17 protein-coding genes are annotated in these 17,248 nt (G+C 32.9%); 14 read left to right on the top strand and 3 right to left on the bottom strand.

Features of this window, described 5'->3' with window-relative positions; translation table 11 throughout:
* Positions 1 to 121 precede the first annotated feature (121 nt).
* From DN394_RS22685 to DN394_RS22730, 10 genes are all read left to right on the top strand, one after another.
* Positions 122 to 1,837, top strand: a complete 1,716-nt coding sequence (locus DN394_RS22685; protein ID WP_097914738.1) for a methyl-accepting chemotaxis protein — start codon at positions 122 to 124, stop codon at positions 1,835 to 1,837.
* 223 nt (positions 1,838 to 2,060) lie between these two features.
* Positions 2,061 to 3,470 (top strand): glycoside hydrolase family 1 protein, encoded by a 1,410-nt coding sequence (locus tag DN394_RS22690; protein WP_000671623.1) that lies wholly within the window; start codon positions 2,061 to 2,063, stop codon positions 3,468 to 3,470.
* A gap of 30 nt (positions 3,471 to 3,500) precedes the next feature.
* Entirely contained in the window at positions 3,501 to 4,208 is a 708-nt protein-coding gene (locus DN394_RS22695; protein WP_097914745.1) for a GntR family transcriptional regulator, read from the top strand.
* A 214-nt stretch (positions 4,209 to 4,422) separates the two neighbouring features.
* Positions 4,423 to 4,614, top strand: a complete 192-nt coding sequence (locus DN394_RS22700) for a hypothetical protein (protein WP_000006469.1) — start codon at positions 4,423 to 4,425, stop codon at positions 4,612 to 4,614.
* A 53-nt stretch (positions 4,615 to 4,667) separates the two neighbouring features.
* Positions 4,668 to 5,348, top strand: coding sequence for a bacillithiol biosynthesis deacetylase BshB2 (gene bshB2, locus DN394_RS22705; protein WP_046956570.1), 681 nt, complete (start codon positions 4,668 to 4,670; stop codon positions 5,346 to 5,348).
* 23 nt (positions 5,349 to 5,371) lie between these two features.
* Positions 5,372 to 6,145 (top strand): alpha/beta fold hydrolase, encoded by a 774-nt coding sequence (locus tag DN394_RS22710; protein WP_097993612.1) that lies wholly within the window; start codon positions 5,372 to 5,374, stop codon positions 6,143 to 6,145.
* A 67-nt stretch (positions 6,146 to 6,212) separates the two neighbouring features.
* Positions 6,213 to 7,646 (top strand): MocR-like pyridoxine biosynthesis transcription factor PdxR, encoded by a 1,434-nt coding sequence (pdxR, locus tag DN394_RS22715; protein WP_097914747.1) that lies wholly within the window; start codon positions 6,213 to 6,215, stop codon positions 7,644 to 7,646.
* Positions 7,647 to 7,679: 33 nt separating this feature from the next.
* On the top strand, positions 7,680 to 8,036 hold the full coding sequence (locus tag DN394_RS22720; protein WP_000878490.1) for a CidA/LrgA family holin-like protein: 357 nt from the start codon (positions 7,680 to 7,682) through the stop codon (positions 8,034 to 8,036).
* 23 nt (positions 8,037 to 8,059) lie between these two features.
* Positions 8,060 to 8,731, top strand: a complete 672-nt coding sequence (locus DN394_RS22725) for an LrgB family protein (protein WP_097914748.1) — start codon at positions 8,060 to 8,062, stop codon at positions 8,729 to 8,731.
* 21 nt (positions 8,732 to 8,752) lie between these two features.
* Positions 8,753 to 9,178, top strand: a complete 426-nt coding sequence (locus DN394_RS22730) for a YfmQ family protein (protein ID WP_046957607.1) — start codon at positions 8,753 to 8,755, stop codon at positions 9,176 to 9,178.
* A 22-nt stretch (positions 9,179 to 9,200) separates the two neighbouring features.
* Here DN394_RS22730 and DN394_RS22735 read toward each other — a convergent pair whose 3' ends face one another.
* Together DN394_RS22735 and DN394_RS22740 are read right to left on the bottom strand one after the other, a co-directional pair.
* Complete coding sequence (locus DN394_RS22735; protein WP_097914749.1) at positions 9,201 to 9,671, bottom strand: CBO0543 family protein; 471 nt, start codon at positions 9,669 to 9,671, stop codon at positions 9,201 to 9,203.
* Positions 9,577 to 10,755, bottom strand: a complete 1,179-nt coding sequence (locus DN394_RS22740; RefSeq protein WP_097993610.1) for a DUF2515 domain-containing protein — start codon at positions 10,753 to 10,755, stop codon at positions 9,577 to 9,579. The genes DN394_RS22735 and DN394_RS22740 overlap by 95 nt, the downstream gene beginning before the upstream one ends.
* 309 nt (positions 10,756 to 11,064) lie before the next feature.
* Here DN394_RS22740 and DN394_RS22745 point away from each other — a divergent pair, with 309 nt between their 5' ends.
* Genes DN394_RS22745 through DN394_RS22760 form a run of 4 tightly spaced genes read left to right on the top strand, consistent with a single transcriptional unit; the run spans position 11,065 to position 14,421 of the window.
* Positions 11,065 to 12,051: a UDP-N-acetylglucosamine 4,6-dehydratase family protein gene (locus DN394_RS22745; RefSeq protein ID WP_097914752.1), complete on the top strand. Its 987-nt coding sequence runs from the start codon at positions 11,065 to 11,067 to the stop codon at positions 12,049 to 12,051.
* On the top strand, positions 12,048 to 12,959 hold the full coding sequence (locus tag DN394_RS22750; RefSeq protein ID WP_097914754.1) for an SDR family oxidoreductase: 912 nt from the start codon (positions 12,048 to 12,050) through the stop codon (positions 12,957 to 12,959). The genes DN394_RS22745 and DN394_RS22750 overlap by 4 nt, the downstream gene beginning before the upstream one ends.
* Before the next feature lie 25 nt (positions 12,960 to 12,984).
* A complete protein-coding gene (locus DN394_RS22755; RefSeq protein ID WP_046956520.1) occupies positions 12,985 to 13,305 on the top strand; it encodes a DUF6572 domain-containing protein in 321 nt (106 codons plus the stop codon).
* Between the two features lie 48 nt (positions 13,306 to 13,353).
* Complete coding sequence (locus DN394_RS22760) at positions 13,354 to 14,421, top strand: undecaprenyldiphospho-muramoylpentapeptide beta-N-acetylglucosaminyltransferase (protein ID WP_097914756.1); 1,068 nt, start codon at positions 13,354 to 13,356, stop codon at positions 14,419 to 14,421.
* A gap of 92 nt (positions 14,422 to 14,513) precedes the next feature.
* Here the strand turns inward: DN394_RS22760 and DN394_RS22765 are convergent, their stop codons facing one another.
* Positions 14,514 to 17,234, bottom strand: coding sequence for a sensor domain-containing phosphodiesterase (locus DN394_RS22765; RefSeq protein WP_149294260.1), 2,721 nt, complete (start codon positions 17,232 to 17,234; stop codon positions 14,514 to 14,516).
* Positions 17,235 to 17,248: the final 14 nt, after the last annotated feature.

Genomic DNA, 17,248 nt, shown 5'->3' on the forward strand with positions numbered 1-17,248 from the left:
TTATATAGTTAATATAATAATTTAATGCAGTTATAAAATCGACACGAAAAAATGTCGATAAATGTCGAATATTATTGTAATATAAAACATATAAGTATAATATACAGATGAGGTGGAATTGTTGTCTTTTATTAAAAATAGTAAAATTGGAACGAAATTAAATGTGTTAGTCATTATATCGAGCTTGGCTTGTATCATGTTATCTTCTCTAGGGTTTTTAGGGCTTCAAAAAGGTGAAAATACATCTTCTAGTATGTATGACGAAAGGCTATTACCAATTGAATGGATAGGAACTGTAGAATCAAATTTTTACCATGTTAATATGAATTTTATGGAGATTATGATATCGAAAGATGAAAAAAGAATGAAAGAACTAATAACAGAAATGGATAAGACTAGGAAAGAAAATGATGAGTTATTAAAACAATTTGAAACTAGAATTAGTTCTCATAAAGAAAAGGGCTTGTATAATGCATTTCAAAGTCAATTCAAAGATTTAAGAATACAAATGAAGAAAGCACAGGACTTGGGACTGACTAATAATGAAGAAGCGTATAGCTATTATTTAAAAGAAATTGAGCCTAATATGGGAAAAACAATTCAGTCTATTCGTGAACTTATTTTATATAATAATACCGCGGCTGAACAACTACAAAAAGAGAATATGAATAGTGTGAAAAATACAATAATAACATTTGTAATTATTTCATTTGTTGGAATCATAATAATTATTTTTATTGGTTTTATAATAAAAAATGTTATAAAAAAACCAATTGTATTATTACAAAAAGATATGGAACGAGTATCTGCTGGAGATTTAACAATTCGAACTTCTTATAAATCGGAGAACGAATTAGGCCATATTGTACAATCTTTTAATAGTATGTTAAATAATTTGCAACAATTAGTCGGTCAGGTGAAGGTTACAGCAAAAGAAGTGATCATTTCAACTGAAAATATGTTACAAGAGACAAAAACGGCAGCAAATATATCAAACGAGGTTGTTCGAACTACTTCTGAAATAAATAAAGAAATAGAGGGACAAGTGACTAGTATTCAAGAAAGTTCAACTGCGATGGAAGAAATTGCAACTGGAGTTCAAACAGTAGCTGAATCTTCAGCGATGGTTGCTGAAGTTGCTGTTGCAACAATAGACCAAGCAAATGCTGGTAGTGAAGTTATAAAACAATCTATTCGTCAAATGAATAGTGTGAATGAAGTTGTCGAAGAAACTGCTAAGGTCATTGATAGACTTGTTACACGTACACAACAAATTGAAGAAGCGCTAGATATTATTACTAATATTGCAGAACAAACGAATTTACTGGCCTTAAATGCTGCAATTGAGGCCGCACGCGCCGGAGAAAATGGAAAAGGATTTGCAGTAGTTGCAGCTGAAGTAAGAGGTCTGGCTGAGAAATCTAAAACGTCTGTAAATGATATAAATAATTTATTACGGTTTATACATCAAGATACACAGGATACAGTTCATGTAATGAAAAAAGGTCATCAACAGGTTAGTGGTGGTAAAGAAGCAGCATATAAGGCAGAACTCACATTTTCATCTATTATGCAAGATATTAATAGAATAACGTCCCAAATTCAAGAAGTGTCTGCTGCCACAGAAGAAATGTCTGCTGGGACAGAAGAAGTGAATGCCTCTTTATCAATAGTTTCTGAAACTGCAACACAAGTCGCACAAGAAACGAATCGAACGGTACAATCAATTCAAGCACAAGCCACATTGATTCAAGAAATAACGACGAAATCTAATGAAATGAAAAAGAAAGTCGAAAATTTAGAAATGCTAATTTCACAATTCATTATTGAAGAATAAGTTTGTTAACATTTATCATTAGTATAAACTTTAAGATACTCAATATAGTCTGCGTTGCACAATTTGAAAAAGGACCTTTATAGGTTCTTTTTTTGTAAATGGTGTGAATGCTATGTTCTATTATAGTGAAAAACAGAAACTTAATAATTATTTAAATTTGTACCTATAAATTTAATATGTAATAATGAATTTGATTTATTCTAATGAAATGGAGGTATATACTATGAAGTTTCCACATGATTTTTTATTCGGAGCTGCTTCAGCTTCTTATCAAGTAGAAGGTGCATGGAATGAGGATGGAAAAGGTGTTACGAATTGGGATGAGTTTTCAAAAATTCCTGGCAAAACATACAATGGAACAAATGGTGATGTAGCGGTTGATCATTATCATCGATATAAGGAAGATGTTCGTTTAATGGCTGAGATGGGATTGGAATCGTATCGTTTTTCGATTTCTTGGGCGAGAATATTGCCAACTGGAGATGGAGAGGTAAATGAAAAAGGCATTAAATTTTATAACAATTTAATTGATGAATGTTTAAAGTACGGGATTGTACCGTTTGTCACTTTATATCATTGGGATCTACCATTACCGTTAGAAAAGGATGGTGGGTGGACGAATAAACGAACAGCAGATGCTTTTGTAAAGTATGCCGAAATTTGCTTTAAGGCATTTGGTGATAGAGTGAAACATTGGATTACTTTTAATGAAACAGTAATGTTTTGTGGATTAGGCTATTTAAAAGGTGCACATCCACCAGGAATACAAAATGATGTTCCAAAGTATTTTCAAGCGACTCATTATGTATTTTATGCGCATGCGAAAACAGTTGCGGTGTACAAGCAGCTGAAACAATATGGGGAGATTGGGATTACACATGTTTTCTTACCTGCTTATAGTGTGGATGATGAAAAAGAAAATATACTAGCAGCAAATCATGCGAATGAATATGAAACGTATTGGTATTATGATCCAGTTTTAAAAGGTGAGTATCCACCTTATGTTGTTCAACAATTAAAGGAAAAAGGGTGGACTCCTAATTGGACGGTTGAAGAATTAGAAATCATTAAACAAAATGCCGAAAAGAATGATTTTATTGGCTTGAATTATTATCAACCAATACGAGTAGAAAGATACGATATGGATATAAAGAGCGATGAGCATTCTCGAGAAAACTCAACACTTGCTCCAGGTAATCCTTCTTTTGATGGTTTTTATCGCACAGTAAAAATGGATGATAAAACATATACAAAATGGGGATGGGAAATATCTCCCGAAGGTTTCTTAGATGGATTGCATATGTTGAAAGAGCGTTACGGTGACATAAAGATGTATGTAACGGAAAATGGACTTGGTGATGAAGATCCAATCATTGAAGGAGAAGTTGTAGATGTTCCGAGAATTAAATTTATTGAAGAGCATTTAAAAGTAATAAAGCGTGCAATTGAAGAGGGAATCAATTTAAAAGGTTATTATGCATGGTCAGTGATTGATTTATTAAGTTGGTTAAATGGGTATAAAAAGCAATATGGCTTTATTTTTGTCGATCATAATGATAACTTAAAACGTAAGAAAAAACTTTCGTTTCATTGGTATAAACATGTGATCGAAACGAGAGGAGAAGAGTTATAACAGATAAAAGAGTATTTTAGGAGAAAGTGTATGAGTGCAAAGTATAAACAAATTGCAGATGTGTTAGAGCAAAACATTCGAGATGGGCTTTTTAATGAAACGAAAAAACTACCTACAGAAGAAGCTTTGATGAATCGGTTTGAAGTAAGCCGTAATACGATACGTAAAGTAATTAGTCAGCTTGTAAATAGAGGTTATATTTTTCAAGTGCAAGGTAGTGGTATGTTTTTACGTGAAACTTCTGTAACAGATTACATTAATTTAGGAAGTTTACGTGGATTAACGAAAAATCTCGTTTCGCAAAATATTGAAACGAAAGTGTTAGAGCTTGAAGTAATAGATGCGGAAGAAGATATAGCAAAGCGGATGCAATGCGAAGCTGGAACTAGGATATATTTTTTGAAGCGTTTAAGAATTGTAGATGGTAAACCATTCTCTATTGAAGTAAGTTATTTCAAAAAGGATATTATTCCATATTTGAATAAAGAAATAGCATTAAGCTCTGTATACAGTTATTTCATTGAAGATTTACGATTAAATATTGGCTTTGCCGATAAAGTTATTAGTTGTGAAAAAGTAAATAAAGAAAACGCGCAGCTGTTAGAATTAAATGAAGGTGATCCGGCGCTTCTTATTGAAAATACAGTATGTCTTGTAAACGGGACAATTTTCGAGTTATCTCAATCGATGTTTCATTATGAAAAGACTAAACTTTTAAATCGAATTAATTTCAAATAAAAAAAGAAAATAATTGATTGTGTGAAAAGCAACTGAGTCCAAAGTGATCAGTTGCTTTTTATTTTCAAAGTGGATGAGCAAAAAAACACCAAAGTGGTTGGTCCGTTTTTGGCAAACATACATTATGATAAGAGAAGAAAGGTAGTATGTTATTAACGTTTTAAAGAGGAAGTTCTTTATTAAAATAGATTGTCTTTAGAGAGGTGAAAATACAATGAGTTTTGCAATTTCACTAGTGGTTATTATTGTAATTGTATCGCTGTTTGGGACCGTGCTAGTTGCACGAAATGTGGAGGAGAATTACGGCAAGTCTACAAAGAGAAATGTGAAAAACTTATCAACTATTTATATTCTCCTTCTTTTTGTACTACTTGTTGGGGTAACGTGGTATGCGGTAGTGATTTAATAGTTTTGAAAGAAAAAGGTTAATATTGTATATGATGGAGGAGTATGATTTTGATAAAAAATGAACGCCACGTTTTAATTGTTTTTCCGCATCCAGATGATGAGTCATATTGCGTGGCAGGTACAATTTTAGCTTATGCGCAGCGAAATGTTCCTCTTACTTATGTTTGCTTAACGTTAGGTGAAATGGGGAGAACGATGGGGAATCCTCCTTTTGCAACACGTGAATCATTAAATGTTATAAGAGAGAAGGAACTAAAGAGGGCTACAAATATTTTAGGGATTAAAGATGTACGTATGATGGGATATCGTGATAAAACTCTTGAATTTGAAACTCACGGAGAGTTAAGACGTGTAATACAAAAATGTGTAGAAGAAGTGAATCCTTCGTTAGTCATTTCTTTTTATCCGGGATATGCGGTTCATCCAGATCATGATGCAACAGGAGAAGCGGTAGCAGAGGCGTTAGCTAATATTCCGGAATATAAAAGGCCAACATTTTATGCGGTAGCTTTTTCGAAGAATCATGAGGCGGAAATAGGTCCTCCGCATTTTAAAAATGAAGTGAAAGAATATGTTCCCAAAAAGTTAGAGGCATTGCAAGCACATGCATCACAATTTGCGACGAAAGTAACGGAACTAAAAAGAGAGTATGAAGAAGGTGTACCGGAAACAGTAGAGTGGTTAGAAAAGGAACCATTTTGGATATATTCATTCAAAGATAAGAGTAAGTGACGTTATAGCTGAAGGTGATAAATATGTATTTTGAATATAAGAATCGGAAAATTTCTTACAATATAGAAGGATCGGGACCTGTTATATTGTTATTACACGGTCTTGGTGGGAACGCAAACAATTGGCTATATCAAAGGCAATATTTCAAAGAGAATTGGACGGTGATTTCTCTTGATTTACCGGGGCATGGGAAATCTGAAGGGCTGGAAATTCCTTTTAAAGAATATGCAAATGTTTTGTATGAGTTATGCAGTTATTTAAAGCTACAAAAAGTAGTTATGTGTGGTCTTTCAAAAGGAGCTAGAGTCGGTATCGATTTTGCTATTCAATATCCAGGCTTTGTTTCCAGTTTAATTGTTGTAAATGCATTTCCCTATTTGGAGCCTGAAGATCGAAAAGAACGAATTGAAGTATATGATTTACTTAGCTTACACGATAATGGAAAAACATGGGCGGATACATTATTGAAGGCGATGGGAGTAGCAGATAATGAAGTAATTGTTAGGGGATTTTATCAATCTTTACAGTCTATTAATTCGGTGCATATTCAAAGATTATTTGCTGAATTAGTAGATTATGATCAAAGACCGTTTCTTTCAAATATTTCATGTCCTACTTTAATTATAAGGGGGGAAAATGATGATTTCGTTCCCGAGAAATATGTAAGAGAGTTTGAAAGACGTTTGAAAAATACAACTTTTATTGAGTTTAAAAATAGTGGACACTTACCTTATTTAGAACAGCCGACTAGCTTTAATATGACGGTAGAAAGATTTTTAAATCATGCACTTAATTAATACTATTATTACAGTCAATACTGTTATTAGGAAATCAAGTATATTTCGTTTTGAGAGGGGCAATAAGGTGGAATGGAAACCAAATCGTGCAGATAAGACGCCTGTATATAAACAAATAGCGGATTATATGGAAAGGGGTATTTCTTCAGGTGAGTTTCCTTCTGACAGCAAGTTACCTTCTGAGCGTACGTTAGCGAAAGAATTACAGGTGAACCGAAGTACGATAGTAGCTGCATATGAAGAATTAAAATCACTTGGAGTAGTAGAACGGCAAAAAGGAAGTGGGACACGGGTAAATACAGACATATGGGGTGTTTCACATAAACGAATACCGAACTGGGGTAGGTACGTTGAGGATGGATCGTTCTTACCTAATGTACCACTCGTTCAACAAATTCGAACGGAAACACAAAAAGACGACTTAATTAATTTAGCGAGTGGTGAATTGTCACCAGAATTGATTCCGAGTGATAGATTCCGAACGATTTTGTCGGAGAAAACATTTATGGAAAACCTCGGTTATGACCATCCACTTGGAAATGAAATGTTGAGAAAAACAATTGCAGCACATGTTCAGCAATATAAACAAATTGAAGCAGATTCGAATTCAATCCTTATTACATCTGGCGCACAACAGGCACTTAATCTTATCGTTCAATGCTTATTAAAACCTGGCGATGCGATTGCAATTGAGGACCCTTCGTATTGTTTCTCATTGCCGATGTTTAAATCCGCTGGCTTAAAAATATTCCATTTACCTGTTGATCAGCATGGAATGAATCCAGATGATTTAATTGATTTGCATAAAAAGCATCGTATTCGTATGGTATTTTTGAATCCAGATTATCAAAATCCAACTGGAACTGTGCTTTCATTGGCGAGACGTAAAAAGATTTTAGAACTGTCTTCTGAATTTGGGATACCGATTGTAGAAGATGATCCGTATAGTTTAACTTCATTTAATGGAGAAGTGAATCCAACATTAAAATCAATGGATCAAAACGGGAATGTTCTTTATATAAGTTCATTATCAAAAATTGTTGCATCAGGATTACGTATTGGCTGGGTAATTGGCCCTACGCGTGTAATAGAACGTTTAGCAGATGCGAAGCAGCAAGTTGATTTTGGCCATAGTGTATTTACGCAATGGGTTGCAAATCAATTTTTAGAATCAGCAGATTTTCATGCACATATTACAATGCTTCGTGAGCAATTGAAAGACAGAAGAGATGTGTTAATTAGAAAGCTTGAAGAAATATTAGGGGACCAGGTTGAATTTTTTGTTCCAGAGGGTGGAATACATTTATGGTGCAAAGTGCAAGGAACGTTTGATGAATATCATTTACTAGGTGAATCTATACGAAATGGTGTAGCGTTTGTCCCAGGAAGTGTTTTAGGTACTAAAAGTGAATATATTCGTTTTACTTTTGGGAGAGTAAATACCGAACAAATTGAGCTGGGAATGACGAGGTTTGCTGAAACGTTAAATGAGATTTCATAATAGAGATGCGTAATATTGAAATGAGGGAAAGAAATGAAGTACGTGACGCTTTTACTTCAAGTAGGCGTGCTATATGTATTTAGTTTAGTTGGAACGTGGATTCAAGGAGTATTCCATTTATCAATGCCAGGAAGTTTAATAGGGATGTTAATGCTGTTTCTGATCCTTTCTACTCGTATTTTACCATTAAAGTGGTTTGAGGAAGGTGCGGAAAAATTAATCGTATTTTTACCGTTATTTCTAATTCCTTCGACAACAGGGCTGATGGAATACGGGTCTTTTCTTTTCAGTAAGGGGAGTGTTACATTCCTTTTAGTAGTTGTGAGCACGGTAGTAACTTTGGTTGTTTCAGGTTATATAAGTCAATTATTAGTAACATCAAAAAAATAAAATCGACAAGGTGCACGATGCAAATGGTCTTAATTATTATTACTGTAGTAATGTATGTATTGGCGACAAAGTTATATAAAAAAATTCCGTTTCCATTTACGTTACCGGTGTTAACAGTTACAGCAAGTATGATTTGTTTATTTCTGATTTTTGGTATTTCTCATCATGAGTATAGAGAAAATGGGGGAGATATTCTTTCCGGCTTATTGAGTCCTGCAATTGTAGCGTTAGCGATACCTTTATTTAAAGAGCGAAATATACTTATGAAAAACTTTTTATCGATACTTATCGGCGTAGCGGTAGGTATAGTGGCTTTAACGAGTATGAATGTAGTGATTGGCGGAATGTTAAATATAGATAAGGAACTCATATTAACAACACTGCCGCAATTAGCGACGATGCCTATCGCCATTTCATTAGCGGATCAAATTGGTGGTATTCCATCTATGACTTCTAGTTTTGTAGTTGTTGCAGGAATAACAGGTGCTATTATCGGACCAACAGTACTTAAGTTTTTCCGTATAACAAGTACGATTGGAAAAGGAGTGGGGATGGGCTGCGCATCACATATTATTGGTGTGAGCCGTCTCGTGAAGGATGGCGAGAAAGAGGCGACGATCGGTTCAGTGACGATGATTGTAACTGGAATACTCATTAGTATATTTATACCTTATGGAACGAAATTTATATTTTAAAATGTAATGGAGATGATGAAAATGACAACATGGTTTATAGTTACATTATTTATTTTTGGAGCTATTAAAGTATTAGTTTCTAGTATGCCAACTTCTGTTGTAGAATCAATTATTAGTAGATTTGAATTGCATCAAAAACTTGAGGAAGAGAATACCTCTATATCAATAGATGGCAAGAATATAGAGGGAGAAATGAAGCTACAAGTTATTCATGAATTTAATGAGGCTTTATTTTTAGATAAACATTATTTTCCACCGCACGGGGAAGGAACACCAATCGTTATTAACACGAAGAAGGGGAATAAAGAGATTCGTTTTTCTCTGTATAGCCATGAGGAACATGTTGATGTAATCAAGCAATATAAGAAGAAAATCGTTGCCTATCGTTTACGTTCAAAAAGTCTTCAAAACCCTATATCATTAGCAATAACTGAAGATTATGCTTAAGAAGAGATCGATTATGGTCTCTTTATTTTTGTATGAAATGATATACTTTCCAAATAAAAGAAAAGAAAATCATATAGCCAAATAAAGAATATGTATGATTCCAATCCAAGCTATGAATAAAGAAACCGAATCTTTCAGCAACCTGTTCAAAAATGCTGGCAAAAATGCCTATTGAAATAATAAATAGAATTCTAGAAACTGCAGATAATGTTTTTGAAATTTGAATGAAAATCATTGTTAAAATCGGTAATACAAACAAAGTAAAGCCAATGTTAACTGAAAATATGGAGGAGAATGGTCTAACCGGAAAGGAATATATTTGTTTCGCAATAAAGAAAGCATCTAAGCAAGTTCCGATAATAGAAGAGAGTAAGATTGTAACTGCTAATGCTAGAAAATCACTCTTCTTCTCGAAGGAGGACGTTTTTCTTTGCAAGAATGGCGAGTTCAATTCTTTCGAGTGTTTTACAGTAGTCTTCTGTAATTTGTCCATTTATATTTTCCTCCTTATCTACTAAGTAATTTACAACTTGCCAGTCCGTAAACCAATCTTCACTGTCAACTTCTTCATGCTTCATATCTCGCCATGCATAGATGAGTGCAGGACTGTATATACGATGAGCGCCACTACGCAACTGGCATTTCTTTATTCGACGCTTATAAAACTCACGAGAAAAAGATTCATTTACACTTGAAAATAAATGAGGCCAGTAATCTTTCCTTGATCCTGTATGCGGATTGTGCTGGGCCCAGCTTATTATTTGAGATAAAACATGTGTGTCTCGAAATAATAATGAATACAACCTTTTGCCAATTAAGATTCGTTCGTGTAAGGACGTGAAATGTTTCATTGTATCACCAAATAGTAATACTTTGTGTTTCTTATCATTTTTGTAGAATGGGAAAAGGATATGATTAAACTGAAAAAAATCAAAGAGTTTAAATCCAATACTATTAAGTACAGTCTTTTTAAATTGTATATTTTGAATCACTCTTTTTTCTAAGTAGTTTTGTTCATTAATAATAGTTGCAATGGCTAATGTTTTTTTGTTACCTGTTTTCCAAAAATCATTCCACATCGTTTCCATAAAGGTAGAAACATTTAGGTGAGGGAGAAGGTGAAATAGTTTTTGTGCTCTTTTTACACTTTGTTCATAAAGCAGAAATTGAGGATATACATCTTGGAAAATAAGCCAATTCCCTCTTTCTAAAAAAGAAAAAAATGTGATTTGATCTTTCTCTGATAAAATTCTCGTATATAAATCGCCCTTTAAATCAGTCATATTCCAACCGCCGTTACGTGATACCATATGCCCAAGTAGTGCCCAATGTATTTCTGGATATTGAATGTAAAATTGGTAGTATGCGCGTGTTCTTGTCACATTATTTTTATTTAGCTGTTCTGTTTGTATTTTTATGTTGTTGATGATGAATTGCTCTTCTTTCGTTAATTTATATATCGTGCCAGAATGTATGAGTTTGCTTTTTTGTTTCAATTCATTTTTTACATCAAATAGGGAGAGAGGCAGTGCTTTGGAAGGTCCGTTATATGTATAATTTGAATTGCTTCGGTACATTCCGTTACCTCCATTTTTCATAAATTTAACATGATTATTGGCTATGAATCATTCTATTTATTTTATTACGAGTATAAGAAATAAATGAGTGGTGTTTTTTACAAGGAATTTATTTATTATGCAAACAGTATAAAAAATCTTACTGTTGTGAGGTGAAATGAAAAACAGAAACTATTTTTAATAGTTTCTGTTTTTTTATTTTGTCAATTAAATGTAACAAACGAAGATTATGATTTAAATCAATTGAAAATAATTCAATAAATTTTATAAATACAATTTTAATTGAAATGTGTGGTAGGAGGAAAAGAAATGCTAAATAAAATAATTTTAATTACTGGTGGTACAGGTTCGTGGGGACATGAACTTATAAAACAATTATTAGAAAAATCACCGAAAGAAATTAGGGTTTTTTCAAGAAATGAAACGGTTCAGTTTGAAATGCAGCAACAGTTTATAAATGATGATAGATTAAAATTTATTATTGGAGATATTCGTGATAAAGATCAACTAGTCTATGCATGCCAAGGTGTCCATTATGTATTCCATCTTGCAGCTTTAAAACATGTTCCAGTATGTGAGTATTATCCTAATGAAGCTATAAAAACAAATATACATGGTACACAAAATGTAATTGAAGCATCTATACAGATGCAAGTTGAGAAAGTTATATATGTTTCAACGGATAAAGCAGCCGATCCATCAAATACGTATGGGATGACAAAAGCAATTGGTGAGAAGTTAATGGTCCATGCGAATATGCAAACGAAGAAAACAAAATTTATTTGTGTTCGTGGTGGAAATGTTTTAGGGACGAGCGGAAGTGTGGTACCACTTTTTAAAAAACAAATTAAAAAATCTTCACAAGTAGGGATTACCGATGCAAATATGACTAGATTTTTCTTAACGATTGAAGAGGCTGTTGGATTGTTATTTAAAGCCGTATATCAAGGTAGAGGTGGGGAAATCTTTGTTATGAAAATGCCGGCATGTAAAATAACAGATTTAGCAGAAGTGTTAATTGAAGATTCGAAAAAAGAAAACGTGAAGGTAAAAGAGGTAGGGATAAGACCGGGTGAAAAATTAAGTGAAATGCTTTTGTCTGAGGTAGAGAGTAAAACAAGTATAAGCTTTGATCAAAATTATTTTGTGGTACTACCGACTACTCCTATAGAAGGACTCCAAGAATATTATGCTAGTTATCCGTTAGTGGATGTGAAGAGTTTTAGTTCTCAACAAGACTTACTTGCAAAACATGAGGTGAAACAAATGTTAGAAAAAGGAGGGTTTTTACGATGAAAAAAAATGCGAGCCTTTTAATAACTGGTGCAAATGGCTTCACAGGGCGCCATGCTTGCCAATATTTTTTAGAGCAGGGCTTTCATGTAATTCCTATGTTTCAAAATCGTGCACATAGAGAAACAATTAGGAGTGGAATTACTTGTAATTTAACTAATAAGAGTGAAGTAATGAAGGTAATGAAACAAATAAAGCCAGATTATGTATTGCATTTAGCAGGAAGGAATTCGGTCATAGAGTCTTGGACAGCTGCTCTTGAATATGTAGAGATTAATGTAATAGGGACATTATATTTATTAGAAGCAATTAAGCAAGAATCACCTCATTGTAGAACATTAATTATAGGATCTGCTTTGCAATCAGATAGTATGAACGAAATAAAAATTTCGAATCCATATAGTTTAAGTAAAACGATGCAAGTCATTATTGCAGAGGCGTGGAGTGAATTAATGAATTCAAATATTATCATTGCAAAGCCCTCGAATTTAATTGGCCCAGGAGTATCGAATGGTATTTGTTCTATTCTTGCAAAAAAAATGATAACTATAGAGTCGAATAAAAGTGAAGCAATTATTGAAGTAAACAGTTTGAAAGATAGTAGGGATTTTCTAGATGTACGTGATGCGGTTAAAGCGTATCATGTGTTATTGCGCGATGGAATAAATGGAAAACAATATAATATTGGATCAGGGGTAAAACGGTCTTTATTAGATGTACTAGAACAATACAAAGAATTAACACAGCTGAATTTTTCCATAAAAGAAGCAGAGCATAGTGGGAGCGAATTAAATGAGAGTTTAGTAATAGAGGATATAAAAAGGTTAGGTTGGGTCCCAGAAATTCAATTCCATCAATCATTAAAAGATGTACTCGAGTATGCGAAGTGTAGTGAAATCTGCATTCCATGAAAAATGAAAAGGGTGTAAGAAATATATGAATGGCTATAAAACAATAGATAATCAAAATACGCTATTTCTTTTAATTGTTGATACGCTGGACTGGAAAGATGAGGAAGAGCATGTTTTGTGTATCTATGAAGCGATAAATAAATGTCAAGCCTATGTGGAAGGTAAAAAGGGTGATAGGAAAAATCCAGTAATAGGTACAGAAACTAGGCCTGTAATTCAAGTCTTTGCTCAGTATGAATGTAGTGAATATGGAAATGATTTTTATGATCTTATTAAAGATTTTTTGCAAGATATAGGATTTGAGCTAAATGTTTATATAAATAATAGTAAGTTTACTTACATTTAATAGATTAGTATAAAACAAGATTTTTAATGATAAAGGTGGATATAAATTATGAATAAAAAGATTCTCTTTACTGGGGGCGGTACAGCCGGACATGTAATGATTAATATGGTATTGATTCCTAAATTTATGGAAAAAGGATGGGAAGTTGAGTATATTGGATCTCAAAATGGAATTGAAAAACTATTAGTTCAAAATGTGAAATACAATAGTATTTCAACGGGAAAGCTTAGGAGATATTGGGATTGGGAAAACTTTAAAGATCCTTTTAAAATAATAAAAGGTTGCATACAAAGTTATAAATTGATGAAACGAATAAAACCAGATGTTATTTTTTCGGCAGGAGGATTTGTGTCCGTTCCTGTAGTAATAGGAGCGTGGATGAATAAAGTACCTGTAATAATACGTGAACCAGATAGTACGTTAGGATTAGCAAATAAAATAGCATTACCTTTTACTACAAAACTATGCACAACATTTCCTCAGACAGGAGAAAATGTAAGTAATGAGAAGAAGGTTTATGTAGGACCAATTGTAAGGGAAGAAATTGAGAGGGGCAACATATTGCGGGGAAGAAGCTATTGTAAATTTCAGCAAGATAAACCAGTATTGTTAATTATGGGTGGGAGTCAAGGTGCTCAATGGATAAATGATATGGTAAGGGAAAGTTTGGAAACATTACTATTAAATTTTAATATTGTTCATATGTGCGGTAAAGGGAAGGTGGATTCATCTATTGGTATGGAAGGTTATATGCAATTTGAGTATATAGGGGACGAGTTGCCGCATATACTAAATATGGCGAGTGTTGTAGTTTCTAGAGCGGGTTCTACTGCTATTTCTGAATTGCTATTTTTGAAGAAACCGATGTTGCTTATCCCGTTAACTAACAGTTCCAGTAGGGGAGATCAAGTTTTAAATGCTGAATATTTTTCTAGGCAAGGATATGCGGAAGTTATACTCCAGGACAGAATAAGTACGAATGTATTCATACATGCAGTAAATAAGTTGTATACAAATAAGGAGAGATATATTCAAAACATGAATGGATATAAGAAAACAAATGATGAGGGGATTCATCAATTAATAGATATAATAAATGAAGTGGTGAAGGAATAGAAATTTAAATAAAAAAAAGGAAAGAAGGTATCTTCTTTCCTTTTTACTATAGTTGTTCAAATTCATTATTACTTATCCAAATTAGCTATATACTATGGGTGAATACCGATTTCTAATAGCTCAGTAAATGCATGAGTATGGATAGGTTTACTATAATAGTAACCTTGAATAAATTGACAATTATTTTTTTGAAGGAAATTTACGTGTTCTTTCGTTTCTACACCTTCAGCAATAACAGACATTCCTAATGTATTTGCTAATGTGATGATCGTTTTAATAATTTCCATTCCATCGTCACATGTTTCAGACATTGTAATAAATTCTCTTGGGATTTTTAATGTATCGATTGGATATAAAGGTAAGTAAGCTAGCGAAGAATAGCCTGTACCAAAGTCGTCGATTGAAATGTGAATCCCTAAACTTTTTAGTGTACGCAATTTTATCAATGTTTCTCGCTCATCTATCATCGCAATTCGCTCTGTTAACTCAAGATCGAGAGAACTTGCTGGTAAACCTGTATTTGCTAAAGTAGAAGAAATAGACTTTACAAAATCCTCTTGTTCAAATTCTTTAGCAGATAAGTTTACACCTATTTTTAAATGTGAATATCCGAGTGCGTGCCAACGTTTCATTTGCTCACAGGCTTGCTGTAACGTCCACTTTCCTATTGGAATAATTTGTAGTGTTTCTTCAGCAATCGGAATAAATTCATATGGAGAAATAACGCCTAATTCGGGATGGTTCCACCTGATTAAAGCTTCAGCACCGATAATTTTGTTAGATTCGCTATCAACTTGAGGTTGATATAAAATGAACAATTCTTTATTTTGTATTGCGTTTGGTAAATCTTTTTCTAATCGTAATCGTCTTTCAATTTTTTTAGCAATTACATCGTCATAAATAGAGACAGAGTTAAGTTCTTTTGCTTTCGCATCATACATGGCAACATTAGCGTTTTTCAAAAGTGTAGTGATATCGATTCCGGAATGTGGATAAATAGCGATACCGATACTAAGTGATAAAGTTAATGTATGCTCATGTAAGACAAACGGCTTTTCTATGCTTTCAAATAATTGGCTGCATAACTCGAATAAGGAATCTTCGTCAGTATAGTTTTCAATTAAGATTGTAAATTCATCGCCACCGATTCTTGACAGATGAGTATGTGATGGAAGACATGATTGGAATCGCTTTGCTACTTCTTCTAATATGTGATCTCCTGCCGAATGTCCAAGTGTATCGTTAATTGCTTTAAAGCGATCTAAATCTAAGTATAATAATGCGAACTCACTGTCTGTTGTTTTAGCATTTTTTATAACTCTTTTTAATTTCTTATGGAAAAAGGCACGGTTCCCAATTTTCGTTACCGTATCATGGAATGCTAAATACTTTATTTCTTCTTGTTGCTTTTTTAGTGCGGTAATATCTTTTACCATAATATAGCTTCCTGAAATTTGTCCGTCTATTATAATAGGGACGATGGTAACGTATAAAAAATAAGTAAAACCATCTTTATATTTAGAACTTAGTTGTAAGTATGCCGATTCTTGTTGTTTCACCTTTTCTAATGCAGATGTTAGTTTATGTTTGTCTTCATCTAAAATAATCGAAAAACAAGTTTCACCGAGTAACTCATCTGTTGGTGCTCCAAGTAGTATACTTCCGGCTTGATTTACATTTAAGAATACGCCATGTAAATCAATTGTAAAAATAGGATCAGGATGATATTCATATAACGATTTAAACTTTTGTTGTTTTTGAGATAGAGCCTCTGATTTATGAACTAAATCAGAAGTCCGTAAAGTCACTTTTTCTTCTAGTTGCGCATTGAATGCCTGTAAACGTTTTGTTAGGGAATTGTTTTGCATACGTACAATAGAATGACGAATGAGTACGAAAATAAAAGTAATACAATTTCCTGTAATGAGAGTTGAGGATGATGTTTGTTCTTTTAATGTAAACCCGATTAGTATTGCAACAGCAAGATAGGGAAATACAACTAAAGCCTTTTTTCCTATTATAGGGTTAACAATGAAATAATTTTTATGGCTATTACGATCTGCTGAAATAGATCCAGCTATTGCAATAAATAATATAGGTATTCTATATAAAAGACGTAATAATGTTATCGTTTCAGTTGATAAATGGTTATTTAAGTAAAAATAAATATAGTTAAAAGTTGCGGAACTTATTAATACAAAAATAAAGATATAAATCTTCCGTTTAGAATTAAAAATTGTCGGACGGAAAAAGAGACTAACGCCTAGTAGAAGAAATAATAAATCTGCAATTGGATATAGAAATGAAAGGAAAACATCTCCTAGTGAAAGAGAGAATATATTTAAATTTGGTTGATTAAATAAATACCACTCTAATGTGAATATGGAAGTAAGTACTATACATATATCACAAATAAAGAACGCTTTTTCCCATTTATCGCATTCTTTTAAAATTTTATAACTGAAAGCGATAAGACAAAAGAGTAGAAAAAACATGTAAAATACATCAGAAATAGTAAAACGATGTATTGGAATTTCGAAGAAGCTATCTTGATATGTATATACTATTTTTCCTAATAAAAAACTCCCAATTGCTATTGTGATACATACCCAAAATGGATTTGAACTGACTTTTTTAGAATATATAGAATAAATTAGTGATACAAATGTAATGGCTTCAACGATAAGTGAAGCGAAGCGTACATCCGAATTTGAAAAATGAGTAGGGAACAGATAAAAAAATATAAAATAGATTGAATAGCATATTAATATTCCGATTAATATACATAGTTGTAAATTTTTATTTAATTTCAATAAAATCACCTTCT

It is taken from the genome of Bacillus sp. BB081, from assembly GCF_008368895.1.
Lineage (GTDB): Bacteria > Bacillota > Bacilli > Bacillales > Bacillaceae_G > Bacillus_A > Bacillus_A wiedmannii.